This window comes from Pseudoalteromonas sp. S3776 (assembly GCF_005886915.1).
Taxonomy (GTDB): Bacteria; Pseudomonadota; Gammaproteobacteria; order Enterobacterales; family Alteromonadaceae; genus Pseudoalteromonas.
Genome location: NZ_PNCU01000021.1, coordinates 24,595 through 47,789 on the forward strand (window position 1 = coordinate 24,595; position 23,195 = coordinate 47,789).

The following is a 23,195-nucleotide window of genomic DNA, read 5'->3' on the forward strand; positions in this document are numbered from 1 at the left end:
ACTAACAATGGCTTTAACTCACCTTCAGCAACTTGAAGCTGAAAGTATCAAAATCATGCGCGAAGTCGCCGCTGAGTTTGAGAACCCAGTAATGCTTTACTCAATCGGTAAAGACTCGTCGGTACTTTTGCACTTAGCGCGTAAAGCATTTTACCCTGCAAAAATTCCGTTTCCGTTATTACACGTAGACACCAACTGGAAGTTTCGTGAAATGATTGAATTTCGCGATCGCCTTGCAAAAGAATACGGTTTTGACCTGCTGGTACACAAAAACCCAGAAGGCATGGCTATGGGTATTAGCCCGTTTGAGCATGGCTCAGGTAAACATACCGACATAATGAAAACCCAAGGCTTAAAGCAAGCGTTAGATAAATACGGCTTTGATGCTGCATTTGGTGGCGCACGCCGCGATGAAGAAAAATCTCGCGCTAAAGAGCGTGTTTACTCGTTCCGCGATAAACATCACCGTTGGGACCCTAAAAACCAGCGTCCTGAACTTTGGAATACCTACAACAGCCAAGTTAACCCAGGTGAGAGCATTCGTGTATTCCCACTATCTAACTGGACTGAGCTTGATATTTGGCAATACATTTACCAAGAAAACATTGAAATGGTTCCGCTTTATTTAGCGAAAGAGCGCCCTGTAGTAGAGCGCGATGGCACCCTAATAATGGTTGACGATGAGCGCATGCCACTTAATGAGGGTGAAGTACCACAAATGAAGTCAGTACGTTTTCGTACTTTAGGCTGTTACCCACTTACCGGTGCAGTTGAATCTACAGCCAGTAACCTAACAGAAATTATTGAAGAAATGCTGCTATCTACGTCATCTGAACGTGAAGGCCGTGTAATCGATCACGACTCAGCAGGCTCAATGGAGAAGAAAAAACGTGAGGGGTATTTCTAATGTCTACCAATACTAACGACACCATTAACGAAGTAAAAGAAATTGGCATAGACGCCTACCTAGCACGCCAACAAGATAAAAGCTTATTACGCATGCTTACCTGTGGTAGCGTAGATGACGGTAAATCAACACTGATTGGCCGCCTTTTGCACGACAGCCACCAAATTTATGAAGATCAGCTAGCTGCCCTTCACAAAGATAACGAAAAAGTGGGTAACGCAGGCGAAGAGCTCGACTTAGCGCTACTTGTAGATGGCCTACAAGCTGAGCGTGAGCAAGGCATTACTATTGACGTAGCATATCGTTATTTTTCAACCGCTAAGCGTAAGTTCATTATTGCCGACACCCCAGGGCACGAGCAATACACACGCAACATGGTAACAGGCGCATCAACCAGCGATGTAGCTATTATTTTGGTTGATGCTCGCTACGGTGTGCAAGTACAAACTAAGCGTCATAGTTTTATTTGTGACTCGCTCGGTATTAAACAGTTTGTGGTAGCAATTAATAAAATGGATATCGTTGATTTTGACGAAACCGTTTATGAAAAAATTAAAGCCGACTACCTTAAATTTGCTGAGCAGCTTAATGTATCAAACATTAAGTTTGTACCTATGTCGGCGCTTAAAGGCGACAACGTAGTAACACGCTCTGCACATACGCCTTATTACACAGATAAGCCATTGCTTGAACTTTTAGAAGACTCACCAGCGGCCGAAACCGATACTGGCTTTGAAGCACGCTTACCAGTGCAATATGTAGTGCGTCCTAACTTAAACTTTCGTGGTTTTCAGGGCACATTGGCATCAGGTAAATTACAAGTTGGCGATGCAATAAAAGTATTACCGTCGGGTAAAACATCAAGCATAAAAGAAATTGTGACCTTTAATGGCAACCTAGATCACGCAGAAGCCGGCCAAGCAATTACCGTTACCCTAAATAGCGAAATTGATATTAGCCGCGGCGATGTCATTGTGCCGCAAAGTTCAAGTGCAACGGTTACTAACCTTATACAAGCTAAACTTGTGTGGATGCACGAAGAGCCGCTGGTACTAGGTAAAAGCTACAACATTAAACTAGGTAGCAAAAATACATCAGCCGTGGTTAAAAAGATTGACCACACTATTGATGTAAATACCTTAGAGCACGGCACAGCCGATTCACTTCAGCTAAACGAAATTGCCATTGTTACGCTTGAACTAAGCGAAACAATATTAGCTGATGAGTATCACAACAACCACGAAACTGGCTCATTTATCCTTATCGATCGTTTATCTAACTTAACGGTTGCCGCAGGTATGATTGAGCAAGTACTAAAAAGCGAAAAACAAAACAACGATTTCAGCGACTTTGAAATTGAGTTTAATAGCTTAGTACGCAAGCACTTTCCACATTGGCAAGCGCTTGATATTTCAAGACTGTAAGTATAAAAAATGTCTGTTAGGAATATAAAAGCATGGTAGAGCAGCTCGTTTTAACAGGCATTATGCTTACCTTAGTTGGGTGCCTTTTTGGCACCCGCATTAATCCAGCCTGGTTATTTGTAAGCGCTATTGGTACAGGTTATTTAACTGGCCTGATTGACCTTGAAAGCATGCTAGTAAACTACGCAAACCCGTCGCTCATTACTCTTGTGCTATTAGTGCTGGTTTCAATCGCGATTGAAAAAACTACACTCATACAACAGCTTTCCCAATCGTTATCTAAAGGGAGCTTAGTAAAGTCGGTAACAAAGCTTGGTTTATCAACCGCGTTTTTGTCATCGTTCACTAATAACACCGCGGTTGTTGCATCGCTTATTACCGCCATAAAAGACAACCCAAATCATTCACCCTCAAAGCTACTCTTACCGCTGTCGTACACTGCTATATTAGGCGGTACCATTACACTTATTGGTACATCGACCAATTTAATAGTGAACGGCTTTGCTGTGGATGCCGGCATGGCACCACTTGGCTTTTTTGATTTTACCTTAATAGGCATTGGCGCATTAAGCGTGGGCCTTGTTACTATTTTAGTGATGCTCAAATACCTGCCCGACAACGGCAAAAACGCGCAAGAGGTTATTCCCTTTTATTTAGAGGGTAAAGTGCAGGCAGGCTCTAAGCTTATTGGCCGTACCGTAGAAGAAAACGGCCTACGCGAATTAAAAGATTTATTCCTCGCCGAAATTATTCGTGGCGATGAGCGTATATACGCAGTAACACCTCAGCAAATTATTAGACAAAACGACGTACTACTGTTTGTTGGCGACATTAAATCTGTTCCCTTATTAAGGCGCTTTGACGGATTAAAAGTGGTGCACGACAACCACGAAAAAGACATAGAACACCTAGTGGAAGTAGTGGTAAGTCAATCCTCTAAATTTATTGGCAAAACCGTAAAAGAAGCCCGTTTTAGAGAGCAGTTTCATGCCGCGGTTATTGCCATTCGCCGCGGGCACGACCGCTTACAAGGCGGTCTTGGGCAAGTGCAATTGCAAGCTGGCGACTCTTTAATACTCGCCCCAGGTAAAAACTTTTATTCTTTACCTAATTTAAACCGCGAATTTGTGTATATATCGGGGTTTGATTTACAAACACACTTAAAACCTAAGCAGTCTAATATTGTATTGGCAGGCTTTGCCGCGGTATTAGGGTTAAGCATTGTAGGTATAGTCCCCTTAGTAAAAGGCCTACTGGTGTTACTTATTGGCTTACTGCTTAGCGGCACAGTTAAACTTAGCGAAGTAAAACGTCGCTTTCCCATTGAACTACTTGCCGTCGTAGGCAGTGCTATAGGGCTTGCTAAATTAATGATAGAAACCGGACTTGCCGGGCAAATATCAAGCGCTCTATTTATGGTATTAGGCGATTTTGGCCCGTATGGCGCGTTTATCGCCATATTTTTAATGACCGTATTATTCACCGAACTTATTACTAATAATGCCGCAGCTGCGCTTTCATTCCCTGTGGCTTACTCGCTAGCCGTGGGTTTTAATGTAGACCCTCTGCCCTTTATTATGGCGGTAGCGTTTGGCGCATCGGCCAGTTTTATATCGCCATTTGGGTATCAAACAAACCTTATGGTTTATAGTGCGGGCAACTACCGCTTAAAAGATTACATAACAATGGGCTTGCCCCTTTCTATTATTTATTCAATCACGGTATTAACCCTGATCCCGCTCGTGTTTCCTTTTTAATACGGGCGCTTAAAGTACAAGAGACTCACCACTATGGATGAAAATATTGTTTGGCATAACTACGCAATCACCAAGTCACAGCGTAGTGAGCAAAAAAAGCATAAACCGGCTATTTTATGGTTTACCGGTTTTTCTGGCTCTGGCAAAAGCACTGTAGCGAATGCACTAGAAGCAGCGCTTAACCAACAAGGCGCGCACACCTACCTGCTTGACGGCGACAACGTACGCCACGGCCTATGTAAAGACTTAGGCTTTAGCGACGAAGATCGTATTGAAAACATACGCCGCGTTGGCGAAACCGCAAAACTAATGACCGATGCAGGCTTATTAGTGCTTACTGCGTTTATTTCACCATTTAGAGCAGAGCGCGACATGGTGCGTAACCTTGTCGACGACGGCGAGTTTATTGAAGTATTTATAGATACCCCGCTTGATGTATGTGAAAGCCGCGATCCTAAAGGCTTATACAAAAAAGCCCGCGCAGGAGAGATAAAACACTTTACTGGCATCGACTCAAGCTACGAAATCCCAAGCAACCCAGAAATAATTTTAGATACCAGTAAAAACACCCTAGACCAATCGGTTACACAACTGATAACGTATCTAAAACAAAAGCATATTATAGGTTAACCCCAATGAACCAAACCGAGCTACTAGAAGAAACCCTCATCCTTGCCCGCAAAGCAGGCCAAGCCATAATGGGGATTTACGAAAAGGACTTTAACGTTGAATACAAAGCCGATGAAAGCCCAGTAACCGACGCCGACTTAGCAGCTCATAAAGTGATTGTGGCAGGGTTAAAACAGCTCACCCCCGACACACCTATACTTAGCGAAGAAAGCGCTGATATAAGCTGGGATATCCGTCAAACATGGAAAAGCTACTGGTTAGTAGACCCCATCGACGGCACTAAAGAGTTTATTAAAAAGAACGGCGAATTTACCGTAAACATAGCGCTTATCGAAAACGGTAAACCTGTACTGGCTGTAGTTGATGCGCCCGCACTTGGCGTATCGTACCTTGCTGCAGAAGCCATTGGTGCGTTTAAAGACAAAGGCGATGAACGCATTGAGCTTAAAGTAACTACCAAGCCTAATAAAGGCCTAATACGTGTTGTAGGCAGCCGCTCGCACCCATCACCTGATTTAGCCGAGTTTGTAAAACGCTTTGAAGACGTTGAAATGATCTCAAAAGGCAGCTCACTAAAATTATGTTTAGTGGCCGAAGGCAGCGCCGATATTTACCCACGCTTAGGCCCAACGTGTGAATGGGATACGGGAGCCGGCCATGCAATCGCCGAAATAGCCGGTGCTAAAGTCACTAAGCTCGATGGCAGCCCACTTTTATATAACACTAAGGATGAGTATTTGAATCCGTATTTTATTGTTTCGGCGATAGAGGGATAAGAGCAGTTTTGAGTGGTTAGCTATCAGTTGTCAGCAAGACAAGTGATAGCTTTAGCTTCTTGAGTCATCAAACTGTATCTAGCAAGCGGTAAGAAAAATAAGCCTTATTAATTACTAACTAGTTTTCAAGTACATCATACTACCTTTAAATATATCAAATAACTCACAATAGAAGTTTTGAAGATTATCAATTAGCTCCTCAATTTCTCTCTGATTACGAGTAAACTCGGGGTTTGATTCTTTCATGTCAGGTAGTGAATTAATTTGCATTAAGTTTAGCCAGGCTGATGCATCTAAGTCTACTTGAAATAACCAATCGGTAACAATACCATCAAAATAGAAATCAGCTAAGGCAAGTGCCTCTTGAAGCTCTTCATATAACTTATCATCGACCACACGATTTATATCAACACTACGCAAAAACCTTTTTACAACTATATAAATATGCAGCTTATTTGAGTTACTTTCACGCTTCTCTTTATCAACATTAAGCTTCCACTGCTGGTATGCAATAAAACCTACTGAGATTGCAATTACAGGGCTCAATAAAGCAGAAAAGATATCAATAATTTGCTTAGCTGTACTTAGTGCTTCCAATTTAAACTCCTTTTAAGTTAACCCATTTAGATCTTTTTTAACTTTTGTAAGTCAAAAAAGAAAGTCCTATCTCTATTCCTTCTACAACCCTTAACGATTTTGCTGGGCGATAAAAGCAAGCGAGTGCTGGTTGAATAAATCAGGGCGCTCTACGTTACAAACATGGCCACAATGGTGGATAGTTTGCAGTACGCTGTTTTTATGGCGCTTTACCATTTCTTTAACAGGGCCAAGGAACATGTGATCTTCTTTACCCATTATGTAAAGGATGGGTATATCGATGTCTTTTTCTTTGAAGTACTGCATTAAAGGGTTTACGTCCATGGCTAATTTAAACCACTTTATAAACTCTTTTTGGCACAAGCGTTTTGCTTCGCGAACAAACAAAAGTCGAGATTCTTTATGGCGCTTTTTCGGCATCATAATAAAAGCAAATAAGCGATACAGCCACATATAAGGCAAGAAGTGTTTAAACGTATTACCTAAATAAACCAAGGTATTACTGCGAGTATTAAAGCGAGTCACTGCACCACCTAGCACCATGCTAGAAACATATTGCGGCGCAATTTCAGCAATATTGCGAATAAGAATAGTGCCCAATGAAATGCCAACAAAGTGTGCGCTAAGGATATTGTTATGATCTAACACATCGATAATGTCTTTAGAGACCTTATTAAACGAATAATTATTATCTACAAAGTTTTGTACTAAGTTATTTGATTTACCGTGCCCACGAAGATCGAGCAACAATACATTATATTCTTTTTTATAGGCTTTAAGCTGACGAAACCAAATTGCCGAACTCCCCCCTGCGCCATGCACAAATACAACCCATGTTTTACTGGTATCGTGCGGGAAAGTAGTATGAAAAAGAATGTCTTTGCTCATTGCAGTTAGCGGCCTGTTTACTTCGTTTGGCATATTTAATTGCAGGAAGTATAACGGAGTTTAGTATAAACCTCCTATGAAGTTCGGCTCAATGGCTGCTACTTAACAGATTTTGTGAGCAAGCTTTGATATTAGTTGGAACCAATAAAAATGGCTCCCCTATTTTTACGTTATTACAACCGCCTATTTTTGCTTTAACGCTTGAATAACACTATGGGCGTGTTGGGTTTCGCTTCGCTCTACCCAACCTACAAACTGTGCTGATTAGGGTATTTGTTTATTTTTACAGCGCTGTTTCGTATTCATGACACTTTTGCTGCTACGGCGTCTAATTAATTAGTCTACAAAATGCCTCAAAACATGAAACTTTTAGCTAAAAACTATATTCTTGCGCGCGATTATTATTTAAATAATGGATGAGCACACACATGACACCATCACAAGATGCAACGCTTTCAAATGCATCACAAACAGGTGAACACACACCTACTTCTAAATGGAACCTGCACGATACGCAGTGGACGTTAAGCCTTTTTGGTACCGCCGTTGGCGCGGGCATTTTATTTTTACCTATTAATATTGGTATTGGGGGTTTTTGGCCACTAATTATTTTAGCCTGTTTAGCCTTTCCAATGACCTTTTTAGCACACCGTGGCTTGGCCCGCTTTGTGTTGTCGTCTAAAAACAAAGATTCAGATTTTACTGATGTTGTTGAGGAGCACTTTGGTGTAACGGCAGGTAGGTTAATCTCTTTATTATACTTTTTATCTATATTTCCCATTTTGCTTATTTACGGCGTAGGCTTAACCAATACCGTAGACAGCTTTATGGTTAACCAAATGGGCCTTGAGTCACCTTCTCGCGTGTTGCTTTCGGGTGTATTAGTTGCCGGTATGATTAGCCTAATGATGGGCGGCGAGCGCTTAATGCTTCGCGCGTTCGCTATTTTGGTGTATCCGCTTGTGGGTATTTTATTTTGCTTATCGCTTTATTTAATACCCAGCTGGCAAATGCCAGATATGAGCCTCCCAGAGGCAGGCAGCTTTACTAAAACGCTGTGGTTATCTATTCCTATCATTGTGTTTTCGTTTAGCCATGCGGCGGCTATTTCAAGCTTTGTGAACGTGCAGCGTGGGCATTATGGCGATCAGGCCACTAATAAGGCTGAGGCTATTTTAAAGCGCACTAGTTTACTACTTATTGTATTTGTACTGCTGTTTGTGTTTTCGTGCGTGCTATCACTTACTGGCGAGCAAATGGCTACTGCTAAAGCCGCGAACGTATCGATTTTATCTTACCTTGCTAATATCACTAGTAATTCGTATATCGCGACTCTTGGCCCGCTGGTTGCCTTTATTGCGATTACGTCATCGTTTTTAGGGCACTTTTTAGGTGCACGCGAAAGCTTTACCGGTTTGGTGACTAAGCAAACAAGCTTAAGTGCAAAAGCAGCCGACAAAATTGGCGTACTTATTATGTTTTTTGCTATTTGGTTTTGCGCGGTCAAAAACCCAAGCATTTTAGACATGATGGATCAGCTCTCTGGCCCTATCATTGCGATGATTTTATTTATTATGCCTATGATTGCCGTGTACAAAGTGCCTGCGCTGAGTAAATACCGCAACCGCTTAAGTACCTTGTTTGTACTTGCTGTGGGCTCACTGGCCGTATGTGCGCTTATTTACAGTATGCTTAATTAAGCGATTTGCTAAAAATACCCCATTAAAAATGGCGCTCATTGAGCGCCATTTTTTATACAATTAAATTGCTTTTAAACTAATTTATTCTGCGTCTGGTAGGTTACGACCGTAGAATATTTCCTGCATTTCGCGGGTTAGCTTAGAGCGAATTTCTTCTTCTTCCTCATCCGACAACTCATCAGTCGATAAGCCGAACAGGTAAGTGTTTAAGTCGGTTTCTTTTAACATCATTTTAGTGTGGAACAGGTTTTCTTGATACACGTTCACGTCCATCATTTGGTACGCTTCTTTGGTATCTTCTGTCATGAAGTTTTGAATCGAGTTAATAGCGTGATCAATGTAATGTTTAACGCCGTTTACGTCGCGAGTAAAACCACGTACACGGTAGTCAATAGTCACTACGTCTGACTCTAGGCTATGAATTAAGAAGTTTAACGCTTTAAGTGGCGAAATAATGCCACAAGTAGATACTTCAATATCAGCACGGAATGTACAAATACCATCATCAGGGTGCGCTTCTGGGTAGGTATGTACACAAATGTGGCTTTTATCTAGGTGCGCAACAACAGAATCGGGTAATGGGCCTGGCGCTTCGTCAGCATCGTAATTTTGCTGCTCTTCTACCGGCTCTTCAGACACCAAAATAGTCACACTAGCGCCTTGTGGTTCATAATCTTGGCGCGCCACATTTAAAATGTTAGCACCAATAATATCAACAACATCACCTAGTATGTCGGTTAGTCTATCTGCACTGTACTGCTCGTCGATATATTCAATATATTCTTTACGCTGTTGCTCGGTCTTTGCGTAGCAAATGTCGTAAATACTAAAGCTTAAACTTTTGGTTAAATTATTAAAGCCATGAAGTTTAAGTTTATCGAAGGGTTTGTTCATGATAAACCAACCTATAAATTAGTGAAATCTGCACCTGCAGAATGAAAAGTTCGCGGATTTTATACGAATTTTCCTCACGGAAAAAGCGTTATTTTACCTGTTCTTGCACAACTTCGTGGCTGTGGGTAATTTCTACTGTTTTATCAAGCATTAAAGCAACAGAACAATACTTTTCAGCAGAAAGAGAAACCGCCCTCGCGAGGTGCTTTTCCGACACATTATTGCCTGTAACAACAAAGTGTAAGTTAATTTTAGTAAATACACGCGGCGCTGTTTCTGCGCGCTCAGAGCTTAGCTGAACTTGCACATCCGAAAAATCTTGTTTGGCTTTTTTTAAAATACTTACAACATCTACCGACGAGCAACAGCCCACCGACATAAGTACCATTTCCATAGGGCTTGGTGCAGCGCTATCGCTACCAGCATCAAAAACGACATTGTGATTAGAATTAGAACGGCCAATAAAGGTGTCGCCTTCAACCCATTTTACATTTGCTTGCATGTGATTATCTCTAAAAAAAGTTTTATTGATTGTATAACAATCTGCAACGATACGTGAACGCTGAGATTAAATTTAGTGGTGTTATTAATAAGGCGAGAAGTAATAGGAGCGCAGCAATCAGGTCGCACTGCGCTATGTAAACGGGTAACGTTAAGCGGTTTGTGTGACCGCGTTATCAAATAGATTTTTAATAAGCCCAGCAAACTCGTCTATAAATGCGTGCTGTTCAACCGTAACGGGCTGAGAGGTTATGCTGCTTAGTACTTCTTGTAAGTCGTAAACAATACCGTCTACCTCGCGCACTATTTGGCTGCGTTGCTCGGTATTAAGATTGGTATGCTGTTCACAAATTAGCATCACGTTTTGCGCTATAACGTCTTCTATGAGTTCCATAACGGTTGGCGCACCGGGTTTGATTTCGCCTGGCTTCTCAAATAACGCTAAATTTTGAGTTAGATACATGATCAAGTCATCGTACCCTTGCCTGTCTAAAACCATTGTGATTTTCACCTTTGAATAACTAATTGCATAGATTTAAGCAGAAAGCGCCACTAATTACTAGCTTTGCACGATACCAATACAAAAAAAGCAGCCTAAGCTGCTTTTCTCATTCTTTATAACTACAAATAGAATAGTAATTAATCTATTTTTAAGCCTGGGCTTAGTGTTGCTGGCATCGTTACTTTTTCAAGTTCTACCGAGGCAACAGGGTATGCGCAGTAGTCGGCTGCATAATATGCGCTGGCTCTGTGGTTACCCGATGCGCCAATACCACCAAATGGGGCTGCACTTGATGCGCCTGTAATTGGGCGGTTCCAGTTAACAATACCGGCACGAATACGACGTAAAAAGTGATTGTAGTCGGCTTCGCTGTCGCTTAATAAACCTGCTGATAAACCAAAGCTGGTGTCGTTTGCTTTATCAATTGCGTGGTCAAAGTCATCAAAGCGGAACACTTTTAATAATGGGCCAAAGTGCTCTTCATCTGGGAAGTTGCTAATTGCTGAACACTCAATAATACCCGGTGTTACAAAGCCTGTATTGGCTGTGTGCTCAAGCTCTACTAGTACTTCACCGCCAAGTTCAACCAACTCATTTTGTGCTTTAACCATGCCTGCTGCAGCCGCAGATGAGATCATAGAGCCCATGAATGGTTGGTCTTCATCATCGTAGTTGCCGACTTTTATGGCTTTAGTAGCCGTAATAAGGCTTGCTAAAATGTCATCGCCTTGTTGGCCTTTAGGTAAAAATACTTTACGTGCACAGGTACAACGTTGGCCGCTTGAAATAAACGCCGATTGAATAATATCGTGTACCGCGGCTTTAGTATCTGCCACATCTTTAATAATTAGTGGGTTATTACCACCCATTTCAAGCGCTAAAATTTTACCTGGCTGGCCTGCAAACTGCTCATGTAAAATATGACCCGTGCGCGAAGAACCGGTAAAGAATAAACCATCAATGCCTTTATGCGCAGCAAGGGCTTTACCTGTTTCTACTTCACCTTGAACAAGGTTAATTACACCGGCAGGTAAACCCGCTTTTTCCCATAGTTTAAGGGTAAGCTCAGCAACCATTGGCGTAAGCTCAGATGGCTTAAATACCACAGTGTTACCGGCTAAAAGCGCTGGCACAATGTGGCCATTTGGTAAGTGCCCAGGGAAGTTATATGGGCCAAATACAGCCACTACACCGTGTGGTTTATGGCGGATCATCGCACGCCCCACTGGCATAGCGTTTTCAACGTCGCCGGTGCGCTCTAAAAATGCTTTTTCAGAAATGGCAATTTTACCTACCATAGCGCCCGCTTCTGTACGCGTTTCCCAAAGCGGCTTACCCGTTTCTTGAGCAATCGCTACAGCAAGTTCTTCGCTGTGCTCTTTAAGGGTTGCCGCAAAGGTTTTTACTACCTCTAGGCGCTCATTAAAGCTTTTATCAGCCCAGCTGTAAAATGCTTCGCGCGCTGCATTAACCGCGCTATCTACTTGCTCTGCAGTCGCTGAAGATGCCTGCCAAATAACGTCGTTATTTGCAGGGTTTACTGAATTAAATGCATTGCCTTGGCCTGGTGACCACTGACCATTAATAAATTGTGCAGGATGAGTCATTATACTTTCTCCTTAATTAAACTGGGGTTGCGCTTACGGTGTCGCCCGATTGAAGCTGTAGGGCATCGGCTATTGCTTGCGATAAAATAAGGCTGCTTGCACGCTCATCAAAGCTAAGCGCTGCAACCGTTGCACGGTAGTTTTCTAACTCGCCGTTAGCGAGCAGTACCATGGTATCGCCTGACGCTTCGCCTATTTCTACTTTAAAGTCTTTCGCATTACGAATTGTGGCAATGTTATCTACTTTTGCTTCTACTGTTGGACCAGCATCAAAAATATCGACGTAACCATTGAAGGTAAAACCTTCATTTTTTAATAGCTCAATAGCTGGGCGCGTGTTGTCGTGTACTTTACCAATCACCGCTTGCGCATCTTTGCTTAGCAAGTTTACGTAAATTGGGTATTTTGGCATTAGCTCAGCAATAAACACTTTTTGGCCTATACCTGTTAGGTAATCGGCGGTTGGAAAGTCCATTGAAAAAAAGTGCTCTTCTAGCCACTGCCAAAACGGGCTGCTGCCATTTTCGTCAGACACGCCACGCATTTCTGCTATTACTGTTTGTGCAAAACGCTGCTCATGTTGTTTTATAAACATAAAGCGCGCTTTTGAAAGAAGTTTACCGTTACAGTTTTTACGGTATCCATCTTTCAAAAATAAGGTACATAGTTCTGTCGCGCCGGTGTAGTCGTTACATAGGGTTAAAATATCAACCGCTTTGTATACATCGAGCGTGCGTGATGAGTGAATTACTTTACTTAAGTGGTAATGATAAAACGCATCATCAAGCCCTACTGCAGCTTCAATAGCTGAAGTACCCACTACTTCACCGGTTTCGGTATCTTCAAGAACAAACAGGTAGCCTTCGTCACCAGGTTGTGACGTTTGTTTAGCAAATGAACTTACAGAATGGTCAATTTTCTTTTGCAGTAACTCTTCGTTTAACGGCAAAGATGTAAAACCATGGCCCGATTCGTGGGCAATTTTTAATAACGCTGCGTAATCATTTTGCTGGATTGGGCGAAGGATCATCATGAGTCCGCTTGCTCCCTTATCAATAACGGTAAATAGAATATGCAGGGCAAGCAGGCTTGCCCTTAATAAGGTGGTTTAACGCGTTTAAGCGTTTACTACGCTTGCGACTGCTTTTTCAAAACGCACCATACCTTCGCGAATATCCGCTTCGGTGATTACTAACGATGGCGTAAAGCGTACTACATCGGCACCCGCTACAAGCGACATAAGTCCTTGCTCGGTAGCTGCTACTAAAAACTCTTTTGCACGGCCTTTGTATTGCTCGTTAACGGCTGCACCAATTAATAAACCTTGGCCACGAATTTCGCTAAATACATTGTATTTTTCGTTTACCGCGTTAAGAAGCTCGTTAAATAATGCCGCTTTTTCTTTTACGCCCGCTAGAACTTCAGGGGTATTTACAGTATCAAATGCGGCTTCAGCTACGGCACACGCCAGTGGGTTACCACCGTAAGTAGAACCATGAGTACCTACTTTTAAGTGCTGTGCAATCTCGGTAGTAGTTAGCATAGCGCCAATTGGGAAACCGCCGCCAAGAGCTTTAGCTGATGTTAAAATATCAGGCACTACGTTTAAACCTTGGTATGCGTATAGCTCACCAGTACGGCCAACACCTGTTTGTACTTCATCAAAAATAAGTAGTGCATTGTGTTTAGTACATAGTTCACGAACGCCTTGTGCAAATTCGTCAGTTGGCGAAATAATACCGCCTTCACCTTGCAGTGGCTCCATCATTACTGCACATGTTTTGTCGCTAATTAGCGCTTCAAATGCAGCTAGGTCGTTGTAATCACAATGTACGATGTCGCCAGGCTTAGGACCAAAACCATCTGAGTATGCAGCTTGGCCGCCTACGGTTACGGTAAAGAAAGTACGACCGTGAAAGCCTTTGTTAAATGAAATAATTTGTGATTTTTCAGCACCAAATTTATCCAGTGCAAAACGACGTGCTAATTTAAGTGCCGCTTCGTTTGCTTCTGCGCCCGAGTTTGCAAAGTAAACTTTTTCTGCAAAGGTCGCATCGACCATTTTTTTAGCTAAACGTAGCGCAGGCTCGTTAGTCATTACATTTGATAGGTGCCAAATTTTTTCGCCTTGCTCTTTTAACGCACCTACTAATGCAGGGTGGCAATGGCCAAGACAGTTAACAGCAATACCACCGGCAAAGTCGATAAATTCTTTACCTTGTTGATCCCATACGCGAGAGCCTTCGCCTCGAACAGGAATAACGCTTGAAGGCGCGTAGTTAGGAACCATTACGTGATCAAATAATTCGCGATTGACTGTCATTTTTTTTCCTCTTAATTGTGAGCAACACAAAACATCAAAATAGGTGTTTGGTTATAAATGTAACCAAGATATTTACGCACTTAATAGCAAAAGGTTGAGCGTAAAACTGCCTTGTGGTTCAATTTTCAGGCGCTCATTATTTCAGATATTTGTGGTGCTGTCTCGTTAAAAACTTTCATGCAGGCCTTTAAAATAAAGGCCTTGGGATATTATTTCATAGATAGTGAATAACTATTTGCATAGAAAATAAATGTCACTTTTTAAGAGTTATGCCCCTATGCAGTGAGTCGCGCCTGACATTAAGTGCTTAAAGTAAGGTGTACTTATGAAGATGTTAATGAATGAATAGTCGCAAAAAAATTAACAAAAAATTCAATAGTTAATGAAAATTTGCCGCCACCAGCCGCAAATTACCGATATAAGGACCAGTTAATAAGCTGCTTTTTAGTCAATTTGAATAGCTAGGTTGGTAAAATTGCTTGTTTCGAGGACTTTTAGCTCATTTTTAGTGAAGCCATGATACGAAAACCACGCATGTATTTCATCTTGCTCAATAAGTTGATGTTGTTTTAGGTTTAAGTATTGCGAATAGCATCGCGCTTTTAACATGACCTCACTCATGGGGAAAACATCACTACTTTGCTCAAGACCATGAGCAAGTTGTGCCATCACGTGATTAAACGGTAAAGCTTTAAAAGCCATTTTGCGGATTACTTTAGCACTTAACGCAAGCGACTTAGTGCTTAACAACGTAGTTAAAAATAACGGATCTGGCTTTAATTCCATCAAGGCCGTGTGTAAGTCTTTTTGTTGTGCTTCGCGTGCTATTTGCACCTTGCGTTGCCATACCTGTTCAAAAGTTTTTAAGTACAAGCGCACTAAAGCTATGCGCCCTACATCTATTAGCATGCCCAGTGTAAAAGCATGTATAGGGTTAACATCATTCAGCTCTGCAATTTTTTGTGCCGCTATTGCATTAGCCATGGCAGCATCACGAAGGCGGCGCTTTAATAATGGAAATGGCTCGGTACTGTGTGGCATCCAGTGGCGCACAGCAAAAGTGGGGATAACTAATTGCAGGTTATCAAGCCCAATATAACGCAGTGCAAGTGCGGGGCTGTCTACTTTTACTGAGGTACTTTTACTTCGTTGTTTTCGATAGTAAGGCAGGTTTACTAATGACACTAATTCACGGCCAAGCCAGTTGGAATCATTTACCAATGGCTCTAAGCGCCCCACACTTGCCGACTTAGCCGCTAGTATATCTAGCATGGTGGCCACGTTATCTTCTATACCTATGGTGTTTTGAATAACAGCATCCATATCTTCTAATTGCTTAAATATGGCTGTTTCAATTACTTTATGAAGTTGTTTACTCGCTTGTGCTCGGTACTTGTGATGCGCAGTACTACTTTGCTGGCGTTTATGCTGTGCGGCAACTTCTACTTCTAATAAAGTGCGCTGCTTTATGGGTTCACCATAATCAATTTCTAGCGTATGAATAAAGCCAATTTGTTGATGTGCAAAGCTATGGCCAAGCAGCAAATCGTGAGCACGCTGGTCAAGCATGGAGGCTATTCGCTTTTGCGACGCAAGTTCAGTCATAAAGTCCATTCAGTATAAGTGTTACCATTCGGTGGTTACTGTAAGGTTAGAAGCGAGATAAAAAGTTAGCAAGCAATTCGAGCCCTTGAGTAGTTAAAATAGCCTCAGGATGAAATTGTACGCCTTCAAGAGCAAGCTCTGTGTGAAGTAGCCCCATAATTTCGTCAAACTCACCTTGCTCGGTTTGGCTCCACGCAGTAATGGCTAATTCACTTGGTAAACTGTGTTTTTCGACCACCAGCGAGTGATAACGACACACAGTAAGCGGGTTTTCTAAACCGGTAAATACCCCTTTATTATTATGAACAATAGGTGAGGTTTTACCATGCATAACTTGCTTAGCACGTATAACCTTGCCTCCTAGCGCTTGCGCTATGGTTTGATGCCCTAAGCAGATACCCAAAATAGGGTAAATGCCTTTTAGTTGCTCAACGACATTGAGTGACACGCCCGCTTCGTTTGGCGTACAAGGCCCCGGAGAAATAACAATATGCTTGGGGTTAAGTTGCTTAATTTGAGCAACTGATATTTCGTCATTACGCTTTACCAGCACCTCTTGGTTTAAGCGCTGAAAATATTGTACTAGGTTATAAGTAAACGAATCGTAGTTGTCGATCATCAACAGCATTACACAACGACCTTATTTAAAATGGAGTGCCCTTTGCTCACATGTGTGGCTTTTAAAATGAGCAGTATAAGCATTTATAATGCCTATTCTATCACTAATAATTCCCCAACATACACTAGGGCGTGCTGCGCTTTAGTGATTAACACTACTGGGCCAGAAAAGAGAATACGTAAAGGCTAATTTGTTATATTAGAAATGTTCGTATTTATGTGCAGATAAAAAAGCAGGAAATAAATAAGAAAAAGCCGGCGAGGATGCCGGCCTTAATAATTTATTGTACAGAAATAACAACTTTACCCATGGCTTGGCCACTTGCTAAGCGGTCATGCGCTTTAGCTGCGTCTTCTAAACTAAAGTCTTGTTCGTCAAGTACAGGGCGCATACCGCCTGCTTAAACAATTTGTGCAAGTTTAGTCAGTTTGTCGCCGTGGTCTTGACGGTTAAAGTCGTGGATCATTGGAATAAGCATAAAGATTACGTTTAACGATAAACCTTTAAAATGTACTGGGCTTAAATCTACTTCTAATAAAGAAAGCGTTGTAGATACCTGAGCATTTAGCTTTGCTGCAGCAAATGAGTTAGTCATGTTACCGCCACCTACGGTGTCAAACACCATGTCAAAGCCCGCATTATTAGTGTGCTTTTCAACATACTGCTCTACGGTTTCGTCTTTAAAGTTTATGCCTGTAGCACCAAAGCTTTCTATTAGTGCTAGTTGCTCTGCGTTACCGCCCGTTGAGTAAACATCAGCGCCAAAATGCTTAGCTAGTTGTACTGCTAAATGGCCTACACCACCTGCGCCGCCGTGTACTAATACTTTTTGGCCTGCACTTACACTTGCTCGTGTTAAGCCTTCAAGTGCTGTAATACCTACAAGTGGAATAGCGGCTGCTTCTTTCATGCTTAGGTTTTTAGGTTTGTGAGCGATTAAGCGTTTATCAGCAAGAATAAACTCAGCAAGTGTACCGGGTAAATCGCCTAGGCCCCCAGCACAACCATATACTTCATCACCTACTGCAAAGTCTGTTACGCCTTCGCCAACAGCTTCAACGGTGCCTGCAAAGTCCATCCCTAAATGCCCGGTAGTTCTGGAGCAAAGGGTAAGTCAGCACCCATTTGACGTATCATCATATCAATTGTATTTACGCTTGTTGCCGCAATACGAACTAACACATTACCTGCTGTTACTTGTGGTTTTGCAACCTCTGTTGCTACAAATTCGTCAGTGCCACCAAAATTATTAATTATCATTGCTTTCATGGGTATTGCCTCTGTTATCTGTTGATAAGTCATTATGGAGTGAAGTTTCATTGTAGACACCCGCTTTACAAATGATAATAAGTTAAATAAACAATCAGTTTCAAAATAATATTGATAATAGAGTTTAAATATCTCCTATCCTTTTTAAAAATAGGGATTAAGGCAAACCCTACCCAGTCGTTGCGCTATACCCATTTAGGTTTGCTGTGGTTGATTTATGGTTGTGTAAACCCCAGAGTAATAAGTGAAAAGGTAGTAATTCACTTAAATAACTCATTTATCCTACTAAGGAGCGACTATGTTAGGCGAAGACCACTCACTGACCAATGACTTTCCACAGTACCTAAATACCATTGCAGAGCTAAATAAAAGCGACACAGAATTTGCCAAAAAGGCAGATAAGTACGACAAGCTAGATAAAGAAATACGCACTTTAGAGCTTAAAGATGCGCCCATTAGCGATGAGCAAATGAATCAGCTAAAGCATGAGCGTTCAGAATTAAAAGACTGGTTATACGAGCGTTTACAGCAAGAGTAATATTGCACAAAAAAAAGAGTTCACCGTTAGGTGAACTCTTTGACGATCAACAAAGGGTAAAACATTTAATACCAATTCGCATAATTAAGTGGTCTATTTTGAGGATGGATAAACATGTTGATAGCAAGGCAAAAAATTCGCTATTTAGTTGTTCTAAATGAGAATTTTTTAACGCAGATAGCGACACGTTTAGCCCCTGAAAATGATTAAGTAATATTGCGAATTGGTATAAAGCACATATCGGCTTTATAAAAAATGACTAGGTCTTATTAGGCATGAGTAAAATTTTTCGCGTTAATAGCCCACTAGCTATCAGCATTTAGCTGAGTAAGCAGGCTATCTAACGTATCAACTAACTGCTGATTTTTATCCGGGTTGAGCGCATCTGGATGCGGCGGTGCAAAGCGCTCTGCATCGTTATCGAAATAAAGGCCAGTGGCATCTTTAAATTCGTCACTTAATGCGGCGCGGCAAAAAATATCGGCGCCTAGTTTTAAGTCGCCACCAGCAAGCCCGTAGGCATCTTTTACCATTTTACTACCTAATAACGACTTAGGTTTTAGCGCAACGACTAACGGCCCGTTACCTTTAAGTGCTAAACCTAAGTGACGCGACCACATAGTAATAGCCAATTTGCTTTGCGCGTAAGCTGCGCTATCTGACAGTGGCTTTTTGCCCACTAACGAGTCAAAGTTAACGCTGGTTTGTGCAGCCGATGACACGTTAACCACACGTGATTGCGTGTTCATTACAGGCAGTAACGCTTTAGTAAGTAAATAAGGCGCTAACGTATTAACTGCAAAACGTGCATCTAGCCCATCTACAGTGGTGATATTTGGCAATTTATATACACCGGCGTTATTAATAAGTACATCGAGTGTTTTATTCGCGTTTTGTAAGTCGGCTAACACTGACTGAGCTAATGTGTTTACTTGCGCCATATCGCTTAAATCAGCAATGTAGGTCGCTGTGCTTACTTACGGGTAATCAGCGTTTAGGCTTGCTTGTACGGCCTTTAACTTGTCTTGGTTGCGTCCGTGCAATAATACAATATGCCCTTGTGCTAACAACATTTTAGCAGTCTCTAGGCCAATACCGTCGGTGGCACCGGTTAATAAAATTGTTTTTTTCATGTTGATCAATCCTTCTCTATTAAGACTAGCCCATTGCATTAATGCCAAATTACACAGGCATTAACTCACTGCTATTTGTTTATATTAGCACCCCTTTTAACGACTAATAATTAGTGACTCAGTAGAATCAGTTTATAGAATTAATTGATAAACCTAGGCGCCTTTATTAAGTAGGCATAGCCCTGTGCCTTTGCTAGGGCGAATTTTAAGCGTTTATTTGAAATAACGAGCAATCATAACTATTGTTTTTAAATTACCTTAATAGTAGTATTTATCATATAAATACACTTTTCGAGAAAACACATGAAAGTTTTAGTTACAGGCGGTATGGGTTATATAGGTAGCCACACATGTATTGCCCTTCATGAGGCAGGCATTACCCCAGTTATTTACGACAACTTATCTAACGCAAGCCCCCGTGTGCTTGATCAACTCGAAAAAATTACCGGTACTCGTTTTGAGTTTATTTTAGGTGACATTCAAGACGAGCAGCAGTTTAAACTTGCCCTTAAACACAGCAAGGCAGAGGCTGTATTTCACTTTGCAGCGCTGAAAGCGGTAGGTGAATCAACCGAGCAACCACTGCGTTATTACCAAAACAATGTGTCGGGCACATTAAGCATGCTACAAAACATGCAAGAGGTAGGCGTAAACCATATTATATTTAGCTCATCAGCCACTGTGTATGGCGAGCCAGATTACCTCCCTATTGATGAAAAACACCCTATACGCGCTACTAATCCTTACGGTTGGAGCAAAGTTATGGTTGAACAAGCCATGCAAGACGTATGTAAAGCTAACAGCAAATTTATGGGCATTGCGCTTCGTTACTTTAACCCAGTAGGTGCTCACCCAAGCGGTTTTTTAGGCGAAAGCCCAAATGGTATTCCAAATAATTTAATGCCTTTTATTGCCCAAACTGCGGTAGGCAAACGTGAAGTGGTTAATATTTTTGGTGACGACTACGACACTAAAGATGGCACTGGCGTGCGCGACTATATTCACGTTTTAGATTTAGCTAAAGGCCATGTAGCAGCCTTTATGCAGCACAAAACAGATACTGCCTTTCATGCTTATAATTTAGGTACAGGGCAAGGTTATTCAGTGCTTGATATGATCAACGCTTTTAGCGCATCAGCCAATAAAGATATTCCTTATAAAATTGCACCGCGCCGTGCAGGCGATATTGCCTGTAATTACGCCGATGCCACAAAAGCGCAAATCACACTTAACTGGCACGCAGAACTAACACTGAGCGACATGACAAACGATACATGGCGCTGGCAAACTAATTACCCAAGTGGGTTGGAGAGTTAACATGGCTTTATTAGAAAGTACTCACAGACGTAAAAACCCGCTAACGGGGCGTTGGGTATTAGTATCACCGCATCGTAATAATCGCCCGTGGTTAGGCGCAACAGAAGCAGTTAACGAAAGCGTGCTGCCAAAACACGATGAAAGCTGCCCACTTTGCCCAGGTAACACCCGTGCAAATGGCGAAAGCAACCCAGATTACAAATACACCCATGTATTTAAAAATGACTTTGGCGCCTTGACACCTAATGCCAGCGAGCAAACGCAAAGCTTAGCGTCAGACAGCGATTTATTTATTGCTGATGAAGTAAGTGGCGAATGCCGTGTTATTTGTTTTTCACCAGAGCATAACAAAACGCTGCCAGAGCTTGAGCACGATGCCTTACACGAAGTGGTAAAAACCTGGAAAGACAACTACACAGAACTTGCACAGCACTATGAATGTGTTCAGGTATTTGAAAATAAAGGCGAGATAATGGGTTGCTCGCAACCTCACCCCCATGGCCAAGTATGGGCTCACTCGCACTTATCAACCGAAATAGAAGCCGAAGATACCCAGCAGCTTGCCTATTTTAAAAAGCATGGCAGCGCAATGCTTGCCGATTACGTGCAAAAAGAACAAGCAGATAAAACCCGCGTCGTATTTGAAAACGAGCACTGGCTTGTTGTGGTGCCATTTTGGGCAGCATGGCCGTTTGAAACACTGCTCGTAACTAAAGATAACATTCAAAACTTTAGCCAGCTAAACGATGCGCAAACAGACGCCCTAGCACAGGCACTAAAAGTATTAACGACTAAATACGACAACGTATTTAATTGTAGCTTCCCGTATTCTATGGGGTGGCACAATGCTCCCGCTAATCGAGGCTCAGATGAGCAACATTGGCGCTTACATGCTCACTTTTATCCGCCGCTACTTCGCTCTGCCACCGTGAAAAAACACATGGTTGGCTACGAAATGCTAGGCGAAAGCCAGCGCGATTTAAGCGCAGAAACAGCTGCCTCTATTTTACAAGCAGCCAGTACCACACACTATAAAAAAACAGCAGGACACACAGATGACGCTTAACGATTTTCAACAACACTTTTTATCACTGTACGGTGCGCCTGCTCAAGGTATTGCTGCTGCACCTGGGCGTGTAAACCTCATTGGCGAATTTACCGATTACAACGACGGCTTTGTATTTCCGTGCTCGTTAGAGTTTCGTACTCAAGTTATGTTTAAACAGCGCGACGACAACATAATTACCGTGCATTCGTTAAATTACCCAGGCGAAAAAGACAGCTTTAGTGTTGATGAAGACATTAGCGAAGGACAATCGCAATGGGGCAACTATATTCGTGCCGTGGCATTTGTATTAAAGCGTGCAGGCCACACTTTACGTGGCGCCGATTTACTGATTGACAGTAACTTACCACAAGGCAGTGGTTTATCGTCATCAGCCGCATTAGAAGTAGCCATTGGTGGTATGTTTAACCATATTGCACAACTTGGTTTAAGCGAAGAAAAAATTGCATTACTAGGCCAAGAGGCCGAAAACGACTTTATGCATTGCCAATCGGGCATTATGGATCAGCTTATTTCGGCAAAAGGCGAAAACGGTCATGCGCTTTTAATTGACTGTGAAAACCTAGCCACTGAGTCTGTAAAAGTACCGGATGATTTAAACATTGTTATTGTTAACTCAAACTACCCACGTAAGTTAGTAGATAGCGAATACAACCAACGTCGTGTTGACTGTGAGCAAGCAGCTGCAAAAATGAACGTAGCCACGCTTCGTAAAGCAACCATGGCTACGCTTGAAGCAACAAAAGACGCATTAAGCGAAAACGAATACAAGCGTGCACACCACGTAATTAGCGAAAATGAGCGTGTAATTGCAGCAACTAAAGCGCTGCAAAATAACGACATTGATACGCTGCGCGAGCTAATGGCGGCATCGCACCAATCGCTTAAACATTACTTTGAAGTAACCGTGCCAGCGACCGACGGCCTAGTCGAAATTTGTAAAGAAGCCATGGGCGAGCGCGGCGCAGTACGTATGACCGGCGGCGGCTTTGGCGGTGCGATTGTATGTTTATGCCGTGATGCAGAAGTCCCTCTTATTAAAGCAGCAGTTGAACAGCACTACTTTGAACGCTTTAACTTAAATGCCGACATTTACGTATGTTCAGCAGGTTCAGGATTACAAATTACGTCTTTTTAAACAT

The 23,195-nt window shown here is 42.1% G+C and carries 20 protein-coding genes and 2 pseudogenes; 10 read left to right on the forward strand and 12 right to left on the reverse strand.

Annotated features, from left to right (window positions below; translation table 11 throughout):
• Positions 1–7: 7 nt before the first annotated feature.
• Genes cysD through cysQ form a run of 5 tightly spaced genes read left to right on the forward strand, consistent with a single transcriptional unit; the run spans position 8 to position 5,494 of the window.
• The gene (gene cysD / locus CWC16_RS10335; RefSeq protein ID WP_138541484.1) at positions 8–907 is read left to right on the forward strand and encodes a sulfate adenylyltransferase subunit CysD; all 900 of its coding nucleotides are present in this window, start codon (positions 8–10) and stop codon (positions 905–907) included.
• Positions 907–2,331, forward strand: coding sequence for a sulfate adenylyltransferase subunit CysN (gene cysN, locus CWC16_RS10340; RefSeq protein ID WP_138541485.1), 1,425 nt, complete (start codon positions 907–909; stop codon positions 2,329–2,331). Before cysD ends, cysN begins: the two co-directional genes overlap by 1 nt.
• Before the next feature lie 32 nt (positions 2,332–2,363).
• Positions 2,364–4,088: an SLC13 family permease gene (locus tag CWC16_RS10345; protein WP_138541486.1), complete on the forward strand. Its 1,725-nt coding sequence runs from the start codon at positions 2,364–2,366 to the stop codon at positions 4,086–4,088.
• A 33-nt stretch (positions 4,089–4,121) separates the two neighbouring features.
• Positions 4,122–4,718: an adenylyl-sulfate kinase gene (gene cysC, locus CWC16_RS10350; protein WP_138541487.1), complete on the forward strand. Its 597-nt coding sequence runs from the start codon at positions 4,122–4,124 to the stop codon at positions 4,716–4,718.
• 5 nt (positions 4,719–4,723) lie between these two features.
• Complete coding sequence (gene cysQ / locus CWC16_RS10355) at positions 4,724–5,494, forward strand: 3'(2'),5'-bisphosphate nucleotidase CysQ (protein WP_138541488.1); 771 nt, start codon at positions 4,724–4,726, stop codon at positions 5,492–5,494.
• Positions 5,495–5,608: 114 nt separating this feature from the next.
• Here cysQ and CWC16_RS10360 read toward each other — a convergent pair whose 3' ends face one another.
• Complete coding sequence (locus tag CWC16_RS10360; RefSeq protein WP_138541489.1) at positions 5,609–6,091, reverse strand: hypothetical protein; 483 nt, start codon at positions 6,089–6,091, stop codon at positions 5,609–5,611.
• A 90-nt stretch (positions 6,092–6,181) separates the two neighbouring features.
• On the reverse strand, positions 6,182–6,979 hold the full coding sequence (locus CWC16_RS10365; protein ID WP_138541547.1) for an alpha/beta fold hydrolase: 798 nt from the start codon (positions 6,977–6,979) through the stop codon (positions 6,182–6,184).
• Positions 6,980–7,407: 428 nt separating this feature from the next.
• On the opposite strand from CWC16_RS10365, the gene CWC16_RS10370 reads away from it, so the two are divergent.
• Positions 7,408–8,679 (forward strand): aromatic amino acid transport family protein, encoded by a 1,272-nt coding sequence (locus tag CWC16_RS10370; RefSeq protein WP_138541490.1) that lies wholly within the window; start codon positions 7,408–7,410, stop codon positions 8,677–8,679.
• An 81-nt stretch (positions 8,680–8,760) separates the two neighbouring features.
• On the opposite strand, the gene speD is transcribed toward CWC16_RS10370, so the two are convergent.
• From speD to CWC16_RS10415, 9 genes and pseudogenes are all read right to left on the reverse strand, one after another.
• Positions 8,761–9,573 (reverse strand): adenosylmethionine decarboxylase, encoded by an 813-nt coding sequence (gene speD, locus CWC16_RS10375; protein WP_004588193.1) that lies wholly within the window; start codon positions 9,571–9,573, stop codon positions 8,761–8,763.
• A gap of 88 nt (positions 9,574–9,661) precedes the next feature.
• Positions 9,662–10,075 (reverse strand): OsmC family protein, encoded by a 414-nt coding sequence (locus CWC16_RS10380; RefSeq protein WP_004588192.1) that lies wholly within the window; start codon positions 10,073–10,075, stop codon positions 9,662–9,664.
• Between the two features lie 150 nt (positions 10,076–10,225).
• The gene (locus tag CWC16_RS10385; RefSeq protein ID WP_055015599.1) at positions 10,226–10,573 is read right to left on the reverse strand and encodes a DUF3802 family protein; all 348 of its coding nucleotides are present in this window, start codon (positions 10,571–10,573) and stop codon (positions 10,226–10,228) included.
• A gap of 140 nt (positions 10,574–10,713) precedes the next feature.
• On the reverse strand, positions 10,714–12,183 hold the full coding sequence (gene astD / locus CWC16_RS10390; RefSeq protein ID WP_138541491.1) for a succinylglutamate-semialdehyde dehydrogenase: 1,470 nt from the start codon (positions 12,181–12,183) through the stop codon (positions 10,714–10,716).
• 16 nt (positions 12,184–12,199) lie between these two features.
• Entirely contained in the window at positions 12,200–13,216 is a 1,017-nt protein-coding gene (astA, locus tag CWC16_RS10395) for an arginine N-succinyltransferase (RefSeq protein WP_055015601.1), read from the reverse strand.
• Positions 13,217–13,300: 84 nt separating this feature from the next.
• Positions 13,301–14,506 carry an aspartate aminotransferase family protein gene (locus tag CWC16_RS10400; RefSeq protein ID WP_055015602.1) on the reverse strand — a complete coding sequence of 402 codons (1,206 nt, stop codon included), beginning with the start codon at positions 14,504–14,506 and terminating at the stop codon, positions 13,301–13,303.
• 444 nt (positions 14,507–14,950) lie between these two features.
• Positions 14,951–16,111 (reverse strand): HDOD domain-containing protein, encoded by a 1,161-nt coding sequence (locus CWC16_RS10405; protein ID WP_138541492.1) that lies wholly within the window; start codon positions 16,109–16,111, stop codon positions 14,951–14,953.
• A 46-nt stretch (positions 16,112–16,157) separates the two neighbouring features.
• Positions 16,158–16,739, reverse strand: a complete 582-nt coding sequence (locus CWC16_RS10410; RefSeq protein ID WP_004588186.1) for an anthranilate synthase component II — start codon at positions 16,737–16,739, stop codon at positions 16,158–16,160.
• Between the two features lie 271 nt (positions 16,740–17,010).
• A pseudogene (locus CWC16_RS10415) lies at positions 17,011–17,999 on the reverse strand (zinc-dependent alcohol dehydrogenase family protein).
• 298 nt (positions 18,000–18,297) lie between these two features.
• Here CWC16_RS10415 and CWC16_RS10420 point away from each other — a divergent pair.
• Entirely contained in the window at positions 18,298–18,537 is a 240-nt protein-coding gene (locus tag CWC16_RS10420) for an HP1242/YdcH family protein (protein WP_138541493.1), read from the forward strand.
• 305 nt (positions 18,538–18,842) lie between these two features.
• Here the strand turns inward: CWC16_RS10420 and CWC16_RS10430 are convergent.
• A pseudogene (locus CWC16_RS10430) lies at positions 18,843–19,670 on the reverse strand (SDR family NAD(P)-dependent oxidoreductase).
• A 303-nt stretch (positions 19,671–19,973) separates the two neighbouring features.
• Here CWC16_RS10430 and galE point away from each other — a divergent pair.
• The 3 genes from galE to galK are packed head-to-tail and all read left to right on the forward strand — an operon-like array spanning position 19,974 to position 23,191.
• A complete protein-coding gene (gene galE / locus CWC16_RS10435) occupies positions 19,974–20,987 on the forward strand; it encodes a UDP-glucose 4-epimerase GalE (protein ID WP_138541494.1) in 1,014 nt (337 codons plus the stop codon).
• Between the two features lies 1 nt (position 20,988).
• The gene (locus CWC16_RS10440) at positions 20,989–22,053 is read left to right on the forward strand and encodes a UDP-glucose--hexose-1-phosphate uridylyltransferase (protein ID WP_138541495.1); all 1,065 of its coding nucleotides are present in this window, start codon (positions 20,989–20,991) and stop codon (positions 22,051–22,053) included.
• Positions 22,043–23,191, forward strand: a complete 1,149-nt coding sequence (gene galK / locus CWC16_RS10445) for a galactokinase (protein WP_138541496.1) — start codon at positions 22,043–22,045, stop codon at positions 23,189–23,191. The genes CWC16_RS10440 and galK overlap by 11 nt, the downstream gene beginning before the upstream one ends.
• Positions 23,192–23,195: the final 4 nt, after the last annotated feature.